Annotated in this window: 14 protein-coding genes, 2 rRNA genes and 1 riboswitch (1 of these 17 cut by a window edge); of the genes, 14 read left to right on the top strand and 2 right to left on the bottom strand. The window is 53.7% G+C overall.

All coding sequences use genetic code 11. The annotated features are described in order from the left end of the window. Both ACP26L_RS34310 and rrf read left to right on the top strand, forming a co-directional pair. Positions 1–2,404, top strand: a 23S ribosomal RNA gene (locus ACP26L_RS34310) (it extends 518 nt beyond the left edge of the window). A gap of 248 nt (positions 2,405–2,652) precedes the next feature. Then, a 5S ribosomal RNA gene (gene rrf / locus ACP26L_RS34305) occupies positions 2,653–2,769 on the top strand. A 287-nt stretch (positions 2,770–3,056) separates the two neighbouring features. On the opposite strand, the gene ACP26L_RS34300 is transcribed toward rrf, so the two are convergent. Further along, complete coding sequence (locus tag ACP26L_RS34300) at positions 3,057–3,431, bottom strand: hypothetical protein (RefSeq protein WP_426450036.1); 375 nt, start codon at positions 3,429–3,431, stop codon at positions 3,057–3,059. Positions 3,432–3,764: 333 nt separating this feature from the next. Between ACP26L_RS34300 and ACP26L_RS34295 the strand changes: the two genes are divergently transcribed. The 10 genes from ACP26L_RS34295 (at position 3,765) to rsmI (ending at position 11,176) form a co-directional block, all read left to right on the top strand. Continuing rightward, the gene (locus ACP26L_RS34295; protein ID WP_014372602.1) at positions 3,765–3,965 is read left to right on the top strand and encodes a sigma factor G inhibitor Gin; all 201 of its coding nucleotides are present in this window, start codon (positions 3,765–3,767) and stop codon (positions 3,963–3,965) included. A gap of 98 nt (positions 3,966–4,063) precedes the next feature. Beyond that, a complete protein-coding gene (locus ACP26L_RS34290) occupies positions 4,064–5,536 on the top strand; it encodes an aminotransferase class I/II-fold pyridoxal phosphate-dependent enzyme (protein ID WP_426450035.1) in 1,473 nt (490 codons plus the stop codon). A gap of 49 nt (positions 5,537–5,585) precedes the next feature. Continuing rightward, positions 5,586–6,227, top strand: coding sequence for a dTMP kinase (gene tmk / locus ACP26L_RS34285; RefSeq protein ID WP_426450034.1), 642 nt, complete (start codon positions 5,586–5,588; stop codon positions 6,225–6,227). Between the two features lie 115 nt (positions 6,228–6,342). Further along, entirely contained in the window at positions 6,343–6,672 is a 330-nt protein-coding gene (locus ACP26L_RS34280) for a cyclic-di-AMP receptor (RefSeq protein WP_426450033.1), read from the top strand. 18 nt (positions 6,673–6,690) lie between these two features. Further along, positions 6,691–7,137: a YaaR family protein gene (locus tag ACP26L_RS34275; RefSeq protein ID WP_426450032.1), complete on the top strand. Its 447-nt coding sequence runs from the start codon at positions 6,691–6,693 to the stop codon at positions 7,135–7,137. 53 nt (positions 7,138–7,190) lie between these two features. After that, positions 7,191–8,168 (top strand): DNA polymerase III subunit delta', encoded by a 978-nt coding sequence (gene holB, locus ACP26L_RS34270; protein ID WP_426450031.1) that lies wholly within the window; start codon positions 7,191–7,193, stop codon positions 8,166–8,168. Between the two features lie 2 nt (positions 8,169–8,170). Next, on the top strand, positions 8,171–8,974 hold the full coding sequence (locus ACP26L_RS34265; RefSeq protein WP_426450030.1) for a PSP1 domain-containing protein: 804 nt from the start codon (positions 8,171–8,173) through the stop codon (positions 8,972–8,974). A 44-nt stretch (positions 8,975–9,018) separates the two neighbouring features. After that, positions 9,019–9,378, top strand: coding sequence for a DNA replication initiation control protein YabA (gene yabA / locus ACP26L_RS34260; protein WP_426450029.1), 360 nt, complete (start codon positions 9,019–9,021; stop codon positions 9,376–9,378). 91 nt (positions 9,379–9,469) lie between these two features. Next, positions 9,470–10,276, top strand: coding sequence for a tRNA1(Val) (adenine(37)-N6)-methyltransferase (locus ACP26L_RS34255; protein ID WP_426450027.1), 807 nt, complete (start codon positions 9,470–9,472; stop codon positions 10,274–10,276). Between the two features lie 18 nt (positions 10,277–10,294). Further along, positions 10,295–11,176 (top strand): 16S rRNA (cytidine(1402)-2'-O)-methyltransferase, encoded by an 882-nt coding sequence (gene rsmI, locus ACP26L_RS34250; RefSeq protein WP_426450025.1) that lies wholly within the window; start codon positions 10,295–10,297, stop codon positions 11,174–11,176. A 436-nt stretch (positions 11,177–11,612) separates the two neighbouring features. On the opposite strand, the gene ACP26L_RS34245 is transcribed toward rsmI, so the two are convergent. Continuing rightward, a complete protein-coding gene (locus ACP26L_RS34245; RefSeq protein ID WP_013921256.1) occupies positions 11,613–11,867 on the bottom strand; it encodes an AbrB/MazE/SpoVT family DNA-binding domain-containing protein in 255 nt (84 codons plus the stop codon). A gap of 399 nt (positions 11,868–12,266) precedes the next feature. Here ACP26L_RS34245 and ACP26L_RS34240 point away from each other — a divergent pair, with 399 nt between their 5' ends. Together ACP26L_RS34240 and ACP26L_RS34235 are read left to right on the top strand one after the other, a co-directional pair. Then, positions 12,267–13,550 (top strand): HD domain-containing protein, encoded by a 1,284-nt coding sequence (locus ACP26L_RS34240; protein ID WP_426450024.1) that lies wholly within the window; start codon positions 12,267–12,269, stop codon positions 13,548–13,550. 75 nt (positions 13,551–13,625) lie between these two features. Next, entirely contained in the window at positions 13,626–14,393 is a 768-nt protein-coding gene (locus ACP26L_RS34235; protein ID WP_426450023.1) for a TatD family hydrolase, read from the top strand. 224 nt (positions 14,394–14,617) lie between these two features. Beyond that, positions 14,618–14,840, top strand: a riboswitch (cyclic di-AMP (ydaO/yuaA leader). The last annotated feature ends 210 nt before the right edge of the window (positions 14,841–15,050 follow it).

Below are 15,050 nucleotides of genomic sequence, written 5' to 3'. Positions count from 1 at the left end.
AAAGAACCGCGGGAGCGGAGTGAAAAAGAACCTGAAACCGTGTGCTTACAAGAAGTCAGAGCTCGTTAATGAGTGATGGCGTGCCTTTTGTAGAATGAACCGGCGAGTTACGTTCCCGTGCGAGGTTAAGGTGAGAAGCCGCAGCCGCAGCGAAAGCGAGTCTGAATAGGGCGAATGAGTACGTGGACGTAGACCCGAAACCGTGTGATCTACCCCTGTCCAGGGTGAAGGTGCGGTAACACGCACTGGAGGCCCGAACCCACGAATGTTGAAAAATTCGGGGATGAGGTGGGGGTAGCGGAGAAATTCCAATCGAACTCGGAGATAGCTGGTTCTCCCCGAAATAGCTTTAGGGCTAGCCTCGGGTTAGCGTTGCGGAGGTAAAGCACTGATTGGGTGCGGGGCCCGCCAAGGGTTACCAAGTCCAGTCAAACTCTGAATGCCGCAAACGTGATGCCCGGGAGTCAGACAGTGAGTGCTAAGATCCATTGTCAAGAGGGAAACAGCCCAGATCATCAGCTAAGGTCCCCAAGTGTGTGTTAAGTGGGAAAGGATGTGGAGTTGCACAGACAACCAGGATGTTGGCTTAGAAGCAGCCACCATTGAAAGAGTGCGTAATAGCTCACTGGTCGAGTGACTCTGCGCCGAAAATGTAACGGGGCTAAACACACCACCGAAGCTATGACTAGATATCTATGATATCCTGGGGTAGGGGAGCGTTGTATGCGGGTTGAAGGTTGATCGTGAGGACAGCTGGACTGCATACAAGTGAGAATGCCGGTATGAGTAACGAAAAGATCAGTGAGAATCTGATCCGCCGAAAGCCTAAGGGTTCCTGAGGAAGGCTCGTCCGCTCAGGGTAAGTCGGGACCTAAGGCGAGGCCGAAAGGCGTAGTCGAAGGACAACAGGTTGAAATTCCTGTACCACCGTGAACCGTTATGAGCGATGGGGTGACGCAGAAGGATAGTGACGCGAGCTGATGGATGCTCGTCCAAGCAGTGAGGCTGATGTGCAGGCAAATCCGCACATCGATAAGGCTGAGCTGTGATGGGGAGGGAAACTTAAGTACCGAAGGTCATGAGTTCAGGCTGCCAAGAAAAGCCTCTAGCCAGGGAGAAGGTGCCCGTACCGCAAACCGACACAGGTAGGCGAGCAGAGCATGCTAAGGCGCGCGGAAGAACTCTCGTTAAGGAACTCGGCAAAATGACCCCGTAACTTCGGGAGAAGGGGTGCCTCGGTAGGGTGAATAGCCCGAGGGGGCCGCAGTGAAAAGGCCCAAGCGACTGTTTAGCAAAAACACAGGTCTGTGCGAAGCCGCAAGGCGAAGTATACGGGCTGACGCCTGCCCGGTGCTGGAAGGTTAAGGGGAGCGGTTAGGGGTAACCCGAAGCTGTGAACCGAAGCCCCAGTAAACGGCGGCCGTAACTATAACGGTCCTAAGGTAGCGAAATTCCTTGTCAGGTAAATTCTGACCCGCACGAATGGCGTAACGACTTGGGCGCTGTCTCGACGAGAGATCCGGTGAAATTTTAATACCTGTGAAGATGCAGGTTACCCGCGACAAGACGGAAAGACCCCATGGAGCTTTACTGCAGCTTGATATTGGACTTTGGTACGATCTGTACAGGATAGGTGGGAGCCTGAGAAGCCTGAGCGCCAGCTTGGGTGGAGGCGCCGTTGGGATACCACCCTGATCGTATCGGAGTTCTAACCTGGTACCGTGATCCGGTGCGGGGACAGTGTCAGGTGGGCAGTTTGACTGGGGCGGTCGCCTCCTAAAGCGTAACGGAGGCGCCCCAAGGTTCCCTCAGAATGGTTGGAAATCATTCGAAGAGTGCAAAGGCATAAGGGAGCTTGACTGCGAGACAAACAGGTCGAGCAGGGACGAAAGTCGGGCTTAGTGATCCGGTGGTACCGAATGGAAGGGCCATCGCTCAACGGATAAAAGCTACCCTGGGGATAACAGGCTTATCTCCCCCAAGAGTCCACATCGACGGGGAGGTTTGGCACCTCGATGTCGGCTCATCGCATCCTGGGGCTGAAGTAGGTCCCAAGGGTTGGGCTGTTCGCCCATTAAAGCGGTACGCGAGCTGGGTTCAGAACGTCGTGAGACAGTTCGGTCCCTATCTGTCGCGGGCGCAGGAAATTTGAGAGGAGCTGTCCTTAGTACGAGAGGACCGGGATGGACGTACCGCTGGTGTACCAGTTGTTCCGCCAGGAGCACGGCTGGATAGCCAAGTACGGAAGGGATAAGCGCTGAAAGCATCTAAGCGTGAAGCCCCCCTCAAGATGAGATTTCCCAATTAGTAAGACCCCTTGTAGACGACGAGGTTGATAGGTTCGGGGTGGAAGCGCGGCAACGTGTGGAGCTGACGAATACTAATCGGTCGAGGGCTTATCCAAGTAATCCCCACAAAGTGAAGAAGCTGACGAAGCCGATTCAAGTACTTTGCGGGGACCCCAAACAGTAATGAAACATAAGAGCTGCAGCTAGCTAGTGAGCGAGGAGATATCTTTTTGAAAGCGACCTTTATGCGAAGCATAACGGAGCGCAAAAAGATATGCCCGAGCGCTCTGTTTCGTTTCCAGTTTTCAAGGTACAAGCTGCCTTGAATAAGCATGATCGTGTATCCTGGCCGATACACAAACCGTTTGGTGATGATGGCGGAAGGGAACCACGCGTACCCATCCCGAACACGAACGTTAAGCCTTCCAGCGTCGATGGTACTTGGACCGCAGGGTCCTGGGAGAGTAGAACGTCGCCAAGCGAGCGAAGAGCCCTTTTGGACCATGTGTCCAAAGGGGCTCTTTTGGTTTAGGCGTAAGGAGCAGAACTCACATAGTTAGGGATGAATCAGGGGAGAATGAAAAGGTGGTTGGCCGCCGCCAAGAAGGGAACCCACCGTTGTAAGAGGGGGATTCGCATGAACAATGGTTCAAATACAGCCAGGACAATTATTGCGTGCTCCTGGGTTTTGGTCTCCTTGCTAGTACCGACTTATTTTGTCGTCAAGCAGTAGGTCCCTGAGGCAGCATAGGAAAAAGGACACTTCCGCTATTGAGCATAGCAGGAAGTGTCCTTTTCATTAATGATGACATAGCCGTGTTCCTTGTGCTGGCGAAAACGCCAGAGTAGAAATAACCTCGGGAACAGAAGATACAAATGATAGCCGCCCAAAAAGGCAAGCAGCGGGAGCGGCAGCCAAGGATAGAGACATCCCGCGAGCAGCAGAAGGACCCAGAACAGCTGCCTGTGAAGACGGCGCAGTCTGGACAGGGAGAGGTACCCGCTGGGGGCATAGCCAATCCAGGGCCAGCCGGCATACCAACGCCAAGTCTTGGCCGCTCTCTTTTCCTTGGTATGCAGCATAAGCAGAAGGAAAAAGAAGTGGACCAGCGGAACCCCGATCATCCCCCCCATGAACTGCAAAGGGCTCAGATGAAGCAGGCTGTAAGCGGCCGCTCCTATTCCTATTGCGGTGTAAATGTAAAAATAGTAAGGTTGATAGTGTACCCTTTGCAATAGACGATACGTGTAAATCGTAGAGTTTTGAGATACGGCTTTGCGGTTGTTGTTCAAAAGGCCATCCTCCACAGACCGACAAAATAGGACACTCCCTTACATCTTATCGGCAAAATGCACGATTTATTTGAGCGGGATCTGCACAGGACCTGCTCTAGTTTCATAATTATAGCTTAGAGGCGGTTTAATACTTAAGAGATTCGGATATACTGGTAGAAAAAGGAATAGAGGTGAAGCGATATGGGCGATTCACTGCAGCATCAACCCTACACACAGTCCTGTATCATCTGTGGGCAAGACAAAGAGGAAGGCATCATGATTATTTCAGAGTTCATTTGCGAAGATTGCGAAAGTGAAATGGTCAGAACCGATGTGAGCGATGCCAAATATCCTTTCTTCATTCATCAGATGAAGCAAATTTTATATAAAAAGAATGCGTAAGACACCAGATAGGATCTAGTCCGGTTTCTCCTTAGGGGATGGAAGCGGGCTTTTTTGTTTGGTACAATAGGGTATTACCGTTTGGAGGTTTAACCATTATGCAACCGAATCTGCAGCTTGGGGCTCCGCTGCTGGAGAAGTTAACAGCTCATCAGCGCTCGGGGGCACGGAGCTTTCATGTCCCGGGACACAAATCAGGAGCCGGGCTGGATCCCGCTGCGGTTGATTACTATAAAGATGTGCTCTCGCTTGATCTGACGGAAATCCCAGGGCTGGACGACCTGCACCATCCGGAAGAAGCGATACAGGAAGCACAGCGGCTGGCCGCAGAATGCTTTGGGGCCGAGGAGACCTTCTTTCTCATAGGGGGAAGCACTGTCGGCAACATGGCCATGATCGCCGCTTCCTGCCGCAAGGGAGACCTGCTGCTGGTGCAGAGGGATGCCCATAAATCCGTGCTTCATGGGCTCATGCTGGCCGGGGCAAGGGCGGTGTTCCTGACTCCCCTATGGGATGAGGAAACGGGGCTCAGTCATGGAGTTCATCCCGACACGGTGGAAGCAGCATTAGAGCGCTACCCGGAGGCAAAGGGGCTGCTGATTACGAACCCTTCCTATTATGGGGTAAGCAGAGACCTTACACCACTGGCTGAACTGCTGCATGAGCAGGGGAAGCTGCTGCTCGTGGATGAAGCGCATGGAGCGCATTTTGGATTTCATGAGCAGGTGCCTTCTTCGGCGCTGGCAGCCGGGGCTGATGCCGTGGTGCAATCGTCGCATAAGATGCTGACTGCGATGACCATGGGGGCCATGCTGCACCTCCAAGGCTCCCGAATACGCCGCGATGCAGTAAGAAGAGCACTGGCGATGCTGCAAAGCTCAAGTCCGTCCTATCCGATCCTCGGAAGTTTGGATTGGACCCGGCGACTGATGGCTGTCTCCGGTAGGGAGCGGATAGAAGCCGTGCTGCAGGCGGCAGGGCAGTTCAGTACTTACCTGAAGTCGCAGGAAAGATGGACGGTAAGCCGTGCGAACCCTGCTCTAGGAGGCCATCAGGACCCCCTGAAGCTAGTGCTGTCCGACAGCACGGGAAGCCTCGGTGGATTCCAGCTGAAGGAACTGCTGGAGGGACGCGGAGTTTATGCCGAGCTGGCGGATCCCCGGCATGTTCTGCTGGCCTTGGGGCTTGGCACAACGCAGGAGGACATAACAGCCCTCATTACAGCGCTGAAGAATATTGCGGTTGAAGAGCACGAATCGGGCAGGCCTCCCATCGGGCAGCCCATCCCAGAGCGAACCGAATGGGACGTCGTTTCGGAGCCGATCAGCCTCGATTGGGAGAATGCCCTTCATGGGGACAAGGCACACCTGATCATCCCCCTATCCGCCTGTGCCGGATACCGGGTCGCCCAGATGATCGTACCCTATCCTCCGGGCATTCCATTCTTATATCCGGGAGAACGCATTACCATAGAGCAGCAGACGTATCTGGTGGAACTGGCGAGGGTGGGCTGCCGTTTTCACGGACACGATGTGGCCGCCACGGGCACGGTGCCCGTGTGGGACGAGTAGGTTCTTTTTCATCATTATGCTGATGTTTAAGCAGAGAACAGGGGACAGTATGGACAGAAGAGGTTATTTTGTTACGGTAGAAGGTGGAGAAGGGGCGGGGAAAACATCGGCGATCGGAGCGATCGTCCAGGCTGTTGCCGACCTGGGAGGAACGGTCGTCTCTACGAGAGAGCCCGGAGGCATTCCGATTGCCGAGAAGATCCGGGAGCTCATCCTGGACCGCAGCCACACAGAGATGGACAGCCGGACAGAGGCGCTGCTCTATGCCGCGGCGCGGCGGCAGCATCTCACCCAGAGAGTGATACCGGCTCTGCAGGCCGGCCAGGTCGTCGTATGTGACCGCTTCATCGACAGCTCGCTGGCTTATCAGGGACATGCCCGGGGCCTCGGGATGGATGAGGTGCTGGCAGTGAATGCTTTTGCCATAGAAGGCTGGATGCCGGACCTTACCCTCTATATGGACGTGAGTCCGGAAGTCGGATTGGCTCGTATACAAGCGGATACAAGCCGTGAATTGAACCGTCTCGATCTTGAAAAACTGGAGTTCCACAAGAAGGTCCGGGAAGGGTATCTTCAGCTGCTGGAACGTTACCCGGAGCGAATGGTGCGCATTGATGCCGAATCGGCGCTGCCGGAAGTGCTGGAACAAATTCGAATTCTGCTGAACCAAAAACTGGGTGGGCGAGTATAATAACGCAGAGCGGAAAAAACAGCCTATATATAGGAAGGAATCTGTTGGAGTCTTGTCTAATTATATAGGTGTAAGGCGTAATCCCTCACTCCGAATCGCAGAGGAGGCTGGTATGATGAAATTGGTCGTAGCCGTGGTACAGGATAAAGACAGCAACCGTCTGTCGAATGCGCTCGTCAAAGAGGGCTTTCGGGCGACGAAGCTGGCGAGTACGGGGGGATTCCTCCGGGCTGGCAATACAACGTTCATGATCGGTACGGATGATGAACGTGTCCAGGAAGTGCTGCAGGTGATCAAGTCCAACTGCAAGGTCCGGGAACAGATGGTGACTCCGGTTTCGCCGATGGGCGGAACGACGGATTCCTATATTCCCTTCCCGGTAGAGGTTCAAGTCGGCGGGGCAGCCGTATTCGTACTGCCGGTCGAGCGTTTCGAGCATTTCTAGAAAAGGGGTAGAGCTCTGATGAAAATCAACCCGGGTTGGCGTCCTGCCGGCAAAGATCTGATCAGAAACGAGACAACGTCTTCCCAGCCGCTGCAGCAAAAGTCGTTCTCTGACATGATGCAGCAGCAGGATGTAAAAGCAACCCGGGAAGAGCTTCAGCGCATGCTGCAGCAGATTGATCTGCAGGGCCAGCGGCTCGCCAAATCGATGACGGTGCGGGAGCTGCGGCAGTACCGGATGATGATCAAGCAGTTCCTCGAGGAAACGGCCCGGCGCGGCGTGCAGCTGCGCGATACGCAGGGCTGGGACCGTCGGGGTCGTACCAAACGGTACAAGCTGCTCGAGGAGATCGATCAGGGGCTGCTGGGGCTTGCCGATGAACTGCTCGAAAGCGAGCAGGGACACATCGATCTGCTGCAGCGGATCGGCGATATTCGCGGGATGCTGATTAATTTGTTTTTTTAGAGAGAGCAGCAGATGTTGTGCCGGCAAGAATAGAAAGGAATTCGAGGGCGATTATGTCTTTTCGATCGATACAGGGGCAGGATCGGGTTAAACAGGTGCTGCAGAACAGTCTTCGCAGCGACAAAGTGTCACACGCTTATATCTTTACCGGACCAGGTGGAACCGGACGCAGAGAAATGGCCAAGGCCTTCGCTCAGGCGATCTACTGCAAAGTGCTGCCGGACGACGCCTGTGGCGAATGCCTCGACTGCCGGAAGGTGGAGCACGGGAACCATCCGGATCTTCACTGGATTATCCCCGAGGGAAGCTCGATCAAGATTGAGCAGATCCGGGACCTGCAGAAGCAGTTCGCCTACCGGGCATCGGCATCAGGAACCAAGATGTATGTGCTGGAACAAGCCGACAAGATGACCGTACAGGCGTCGAACTCGCTTCTGAAGTTTCTTGAGGAGCCTACGTCTCAAGTGGTCGCGGTTCTTATCACCGATAACGGACAAGCCCTGCTTCCGACGATCCGTTCCCGTTCGCAGTGGATTTCGTTCCTGCCTATGGGGAGAGGACAGATGAAGGAGAAGCTTCTGGCGGAAGGTCACTCTCCGGTGTTGGTTCAAATCGCGGTGCATATGGCCGCCGGAACCGAGGCTGCAAGAGCACTCATTCAAACAAATGGGTTTGCAGAACTGCGAAACCTAGTGATACAATTAGCTAAAGAAAGCTTGACCCGTCTGCCTTCCGCTTTGTTAACCGCTCAGCAGAAGCTGGCGAAGGGAGAGTTTTCCGAACAGCTTCCGCAGTTTATGGACATGCTCATCCTATGGCTGAAGGACATGGTACAGCTGTGTCTGGGCGGCAGGGATGATATCATATACACGGACGGTATGGATTGGATGACGCAGCAGGCGCTGTCGTATCCGATAGATCATTGGATCGCTTGTCTTGAACAGGCGATAGAGACGCAAAAGCGTCTGCGGTTTCATGCCAATCCCCAGTTAGCGCTTGAAAATATACTACTGCGTCTCAAGGGGGTGTAGGTTTGTTTTCTGTAGTGGGTGTCCGCTTTAAGAAAGCGGGCAAGATTTATTACTTCGATCCGAGTGAGCTTCCGGTCGAGCAGGACAGCGCGGTTATCGTCGAAACCGCAAGAGGCGTCGAATACGGCAAAGTCGTCATCGGACGGCGGACTGTCGGCGAATCGGACGTTGTGCTGCCGCTGAAGAAGGTCATTCGAGTAGCGGATCAGCAGGATGCACAGCTTGTAGAGGATAACAAGCAGGCGGCTAAGAATGCGTTTGCGATTTGTCAGGATAAGATTAAGGATCATCAGCTTCGCATGAAGCTCGTTGACGTTGAGTATACATTTGACCGCAACAAAATCATTTTTTATTTTACGGCGGAAGGCCGGGTCGATTTTCGCGAGCTTGTCAAGGACCTGGCGAGCATCTTCCGGACAAGGATCGAGCTTCGGCAGATCGGGGTCCGGGATGAAGCCAAGATGCTTGGCGGGATCGGACCTTGCGGACGGATTCTGTGCTGTTCGTCCTTCCTCGGGGATTTTGAGCCCGTATCCATCAAGATGGCGAAGGATCAGAACCTGTCGCTCAACCCGACTAAGATCTCCGGTCTCTGCGGCCGGTTGATGTGCTGTTTGAAATATGAGCATGATAACTACGAAAGTGCCAAGGACGATCTACCGCGCGTCGGCAGTGAGGTCGTGACTTCGTTCGGCAACGGGCGGCTGATCTCCCTCAATGTGTCGGACCGTACGGCCAAAGTGCAGGTGTTCGATTTGAAGAAAGTGATGGATCTTCCTTTGGACGATGTGGTGGAGCAGCACTAAAGGAACGGGGCTTGATGCTTCTGCGGCTTGAGGTGATGGAAAGCGTGGATAAACGAGATATCTTTGTTCAGATTGAGCAGATGGAAGAACAGATGGGAACGCTCTATGTGGAGCTCGGCCAGATCAAGCAGCAGATTATCGAGCTGATTGAAGAGAACAAGCGGCTCAGCATCGAGAACGGACAGCTGCGTAAACTGCTCAAGAAAGATGCGGAGCCGCTGCATCCGGTTCTTCAGCCCGTGGGCAGCGGCAGTATAACGCTTCCCGGCAAAGAGCCGACAGGGGAAGGCTATGACAACCTGGCGCGGATCTATCATGAAGGCTTTCATATCTGCAACGTATATTACGGACATCTGCGCACGGAAGGCGACTGCCTGTTCTGTATGTCATTCTTGAATAAATAAAGGAAGGCCGTAGGGAGGGAAACTTCTCTACGGTTTTTTTGGAATAGAACCGAAGCAAAGAAACCCAGAGATAAAGAAAGAGGGAAGACCCTTGAACGACGCTTCACTACATGCTGTACCCCTCCATGAGCAGGAGAGGATTGACGATCTGCTGACACATGACCTTCGAATTATCCAAAGTGATGAAGTCTTCAGCTTCTCGCTGGATGCGGTGCTTCTGGCCCGCTTCTGCTCTGCTCCCGTACGCGGGCTCGTGGCAGATCTGTGCTCGGGTAACGGAGTCATCCCGCTGCTGCTGACCACGCGGACGAAGGCTCACATCACGGGTATCGAAATTCAGGAACGATTGGCCGACATGGCTCAAAGAAATGTGAAGCTCAATGGGCTGGGGGAACGGATCACCATGCTCCGGGGGGATCTTCGCGAACCGCAGAGCCTGCTTCCCGGCGGGCAGTTCGATCTTGTGACGGTAAACCCGCCATACCTGCCGATTCCGAACGGTGAACAAAATATCAACGAGCATGTAGCGGCTGCAAGACATGAGGTCCACTGTACGCTGGAGGATGTGGTCCGTGCAGGAGCCCGGCTGCTGAAGAGCGGGGGGAAGCTCAGTATGGTACACCGGCCGAGCCGGCTGGTTGACATTTGCACGCTGATGAGGCAGTATCGGGTGGAACCCAAACGAATTCGTTTCGTTCATCCCCGGGCTGAGGCGGAGTCCAACATGGTGCTAATCGAGGGGATGCGGGACGGCAAGCCGGAAGTACGAATGCTGCCTCCGCTTATCGTTTATAAAAGCAGTACCGAGTATACGGAAGAACTCATGGACGTCTATTATGCACGACGTGATGCCCTGGCCGATGTCACAAGGACAAGAGCGGAAGAGCCTCTATTATAATAGAAGGAACCGGTGAAGATGAACATCCAAAAAAGCTATGGAGACCCTGGGAGCAGCAGGGGAAAGCTGTATCTGGTCGGTACGCCGATCGGAAACCTCGAGGATATGACCTACCGGGCGGTAAGGATCCTGGGTGAGGTGCAGTGGATCGCAGCAGAAGATACCCGGCAGACCCGCAAGCTGCTGACCCACTTCGAGATCAGCACGAGGCTCGTCTCCTATCACGAGCATAACAAGCAGGCCAGCGGACCGGAGCTGATCCGGCTCATACAGGGTGGGGATTCCATCGCGCTGGTCAGCGATGCAGGCCTGCCGGCGATCTGCGATCCGGGAGCGGATCTGGTCCGGCTGGCCATTGAGGCCGGCATCGACGTCGTGCCGGTTCCCGGGGCGAACGCGGCGCTGTCCGCGCTCATCATGTCGGGCCTGCCTACGGATCGCTTCCTCTTCGGCGGCTTTCTGCCGAGAGACCGCAAGCCGCTGGAGCGGGAGCTTGGAGCACTGAAGGGCGAACCGGCCACCTTCATCTGCTATGAATCCCCGCATCGCGTGATCAAGACCCTAACCGCTATGGCCGAGGTGCTGGGCGAAGAGCGGCAGATCGCTCTGGTGCGCGAGCTGACCAAGCGCTACGAGGAAGCCGTGCGCGGTACCCTGCGCGAGTGCCTGGACTATCTGGAGGAGCATCCGCCACAGGGAGAGTACGTGTTGGTGCTGCACGGCGCCTCGGCTTCCGAAACAGCGGCGCTGGAAGGAGCCTGGTGGGCGGATCTGGCGCCCGCGGACCATGTGGCCCGCTATGAAGCGGAAGGATTCGATCATAAAGAGGCCCTTCGCCGTGCGGCGCAGGACCGGGGGGTTCCCAAACGGGAGCTGTACAATCTGCTGCATCAAGGCTAGTCCTTCCCGATTGTTCGGCTCAACGAACGATCGGGTCTTTTTTGTTCGGTATAGAAAATGGGCGGCATGCCAATAAAAGCAGCCAAGTGTGGTAAGATAGGGTACATAGGGGCAATCCATACAGAGTATGCAAGAGAATAAGGACATAAGACCGCAGCGAACATTTGTTCTTTGGCGAAGGATACGGCAGGAACAGCATGCTGCCTAACGGCCGGAAAGCGGAAGGGCTTGCTGTCGGCCGGAGCAAAACCGATGAATATGACCTGAGAGCTGGCGGGGCTGCTTATGTTGAGAGAGAATGTGCGGAAAGTGAAGGAAGCTGGGGGTGGGACAAAAAAAGTTCCCCGAATCCAAGGGATCGGGGAATAGAGGAGATATAAAAAAGGTTAGAATTACCAGAAGTGAGTGCTGCTGATTTCATTATAACCTATTTTCTTTATTTTGTCACAGGTATTGGCATCTCCGAGATGCATTCGTGGCAAACAATTTTCCCTTTAAAATAAGATACATTCTCAGCATTACCGCAGAAGATACATGCGGGCTCGTATTTTTTGAGCATGATGCGCTCGCCGTCCACGTAAATTTCCAGAGCGTCTTTCTCTCCGATGCCAAGCGTTCTGCGGAGTTCGATTGGAATGACCACGCGACCCAGTTCATCTACTTTTCTAACGATACCAGTGGATTTCATCATATAAAAGGCCCCTCTCAAGAAGTATAAAAAGTATGGATCAGCGGGATGAAAATTAATCGCCATGTTTCGACATAATCTTTATCCTTATGATACCAACCATTCCCAAAATAGTCAACTAGAAAATGCAAGAATATACTGTTATATTCTGGGATAATAGCCTTTGAAATGTTGGTTAATCAGTTAAAAAATTCCTATAAAAGCGTCGTTTAATCCCCTTTCTGAGCGAGAGCCCCGAAAGGGGAGGAAGGGATTTCTGGAGCATGAAAAAACTGGATAATAGAATAATCCGGAGAAGAATGGCTATATGTGACACTGTTCGACAATATTGTGACCGTTTGGGTGGGTAGCTGTCGAAATCATTCAAGAAAATTTTTAATCCGCGTTCCCAGGAGGAAGCATATGGTCAATCCCTTACAAGAAGAGAAGGTATTCAAAGATCCGGTTCACAAATATATCTATGTTCAAGATCAGACGATCTGGGATCTCATCAACACCCGCGAATTTCAGCGGCTGAGACGAGTCCGGCAGCTCGGGACCTGCTTCCTTACCTTCCATGGCGCGGAGCACAGCCGGTTCTCCCATTCGCTCGGCGTATATGAAGTTACACGCAAGATCATCTCGCAGTTCGAACGCAACCAATATGAGGACTGGCCGCGCCATGAGCGTCTTCTCTGCCTATGTGCGGCCCTGCTGCATGATGTCGGCCACGGTCCATTCTCCCATTCCATCGAAAAGACCTTCGGCACCCATCATGAAGCGTGGTCCTGCCGGATCGTACTGGGGGATACGGAAGTCAATCAGGTGCTGCGCCAGGTCGCTCCCGATTTTCCGCAGAAGGTTGCTGATGTCATAGCCAAAACCTATAACAGGGAGATCGTCGTCAGTCTGGTTTCTTCACAGCTGGATGCCGACCGGATGGATTATCTGCTCCGCGATGCCTATTACACCGGGGTGAATTACGGCACCTTCGATCTGGAGCGTATTCTTCGCGTCATGCGTCCTTACCAAGGCCATATTGTGGTGAAGGAGAGCGGGATGCATGCCGTGGAAGATTACCTCATGTCACGATATCAGATGTACTGGCAGGTCTACTTCCATCCGGTAACCCGCAGTGCAGAGATTGTGCTTCATAAGATCTTCCAAAGGGCCAAGCAGCTGTATGAGGAGCAGTACCGATTCCGGTTCCTGCTGCCTCCGCTATTAGGGCTGTTCGAACAGAAGCTCACCGTAGAGGAGTACCATCTGCTCGATGAAGCGTTCATGCAGACCGTCTTCATGCAGTGGACCTACGAAGAAGACGCGATCCTGTCTGATCTTTGCTCCCGATTCCTGGAACGCCGCCTGTTCAAATACGTGACTTTGGACCGGATCGATACGGGACTGCTCGACAAACTGCGCGGCGAGATGAAACGCGTCGGGATCGATCCGGCTTATTATGTGGAGATCGATTTCCCTTCCGATTTGTCCTATGATATCTACCGGCCGGGCGAGGAGGATGAGAAGCTGCCTATCCTGCTCCTGGACCCGAAGGAAACCCTGACCGAAATCTCGCGTAAATCGGAGATCGTACGTTCGATCAGCGGCATACACATGGGAAAATACCATCTGTATTACCCGGCGGAATTTACTTTGAACCATGGGGCCGAGCTCGACGCGGACCTGCGTCGGCTGCTTCAGCTGTAATTGGCGCATACTGACTTGTCAGGGCGCGTACCCTGACGCTTATCCTTATAGTAGGAAGACACGGAGGATGATATCATGCTGATTGACACACATGCCCATTTGAATGCGGAAGCTTTCGATGAAGATCGACAGGAAGTGATTGAGCGCGCAAGAGCCAGCGGAATCCGTCGAATCGTCAATGTCGGATTTAACCGCGAGACGATCCCAAGCTCGATTGCGCTGGCTGAGCAGTATGACTGGATCTATTCCACGGTAGGCTGGCACCCGGTGGATGCCAAAGACATGACGCCGCAGGACCTCGAGTGGATCGAGTCACTCTGCGGACATCCGAAGGTGGTCGCCATCGGGGAGATCGGGCTTGACTATCATTGGGACACGTCCCCTAAGGATGTCCAGGACCGGGTGTTCCGCGAACAGATCCGCCTCGCACGCAAAGTGGGCCTGCCGATCGTCATCCATAACCGTGACGCGCATCATGATGTGGTGCAGACCCTCCGGGAAGAGAAGGCCTCCGAGGTGGGCGGCGTCATGCACTGCTTCTCCGGCAGCTGGGAGACGGCCAAGATGTGCCTGGATATGAATTTCTATATTTCCTTCGGGGGCCCGGTGACCTTTAAGAACGCCAGACAGCCCAAAGAGGTGCTGGAGAAGGTCCCGCTTGATCGTCTTCTGATCGAAACGGACGCGCCTTATCTGGCTCCTCATCCGTACCGCGGGAAGCGCAATGAGTCCTCGTATGTTCGTCTGGTGGCCGAGACGGCGGCTGAGATTAAAGGGATTTCTCTCGAAGAATTAGCGGAGATTACGAGCCGGAATGCGTCCGTTCTTTTCGGTTTCAAGTAGGTTTTTAGCCTGAAGGGGACAGCCCATTTTTATTCACAAACGAGATAATCGGAGAAATAATGGGGTAATCGTGCGTCAGACGAAGAGAAAGAGGGATTTGGATTCCGGTTTGAATGAAAAAAGTAAAAATCGGCCGGAAACCGTCCTTTTTTTCAAAGTTTGGCTACTTTACAACTTCCTGCTTCCCATCGTAAACTCAATATTAACTTCATACGATTACCAAATTTCCAACATCGCTGAGTTTCCGAAAGGGAAACGGGGGAACCGCACCCACAGTTGTCTGGCCGAACCGTTCAGGCACCGGGGTGTTTTTTAAGGGGTGAATCCTTGGCCGCAATGCTACACAAAAGCGCAGAAGCCTGCGCCTTGCTACATTGTGTCTCAGGTAGGGCTGCTCTCAAGCCCGAATCCGTCAGCTAACCTCGTAAGCGCCATGAGAGAGGTAACACATTGTCGTGAGCTATTATTTCATTTTACCCAAAATGAAAAGTCACGGGAAGGTTCCTCTTCTCCGCTGACTTTTTTTGTGTGGCCAAAAAAGGGGAGCCCTGAAGCTCTGCCTGCGGCCCGCCAAAAAAAGCGGGGCGGAACCGTCCGTAGGGACGGCGCCTGTATCCGGGGTTCTCCCGTAAGGAGACTAGGATTCGTAGCCAAAAC

Origin of the sequence: Paenibacillus sp. S-38, from assembly GCF_049942825.1 — a bacterium.
In the GTDB taxonomy this organism is placed as follows: Bacteria; Bacillota; Bacilli; order Paenibacillales; family NBRC-103111; genus Paenibacillus_G.
Note: the sequence above shows the minus strand (reverse complement) of the source record. Positions and strands in the feature narration are given on the sequence as shown.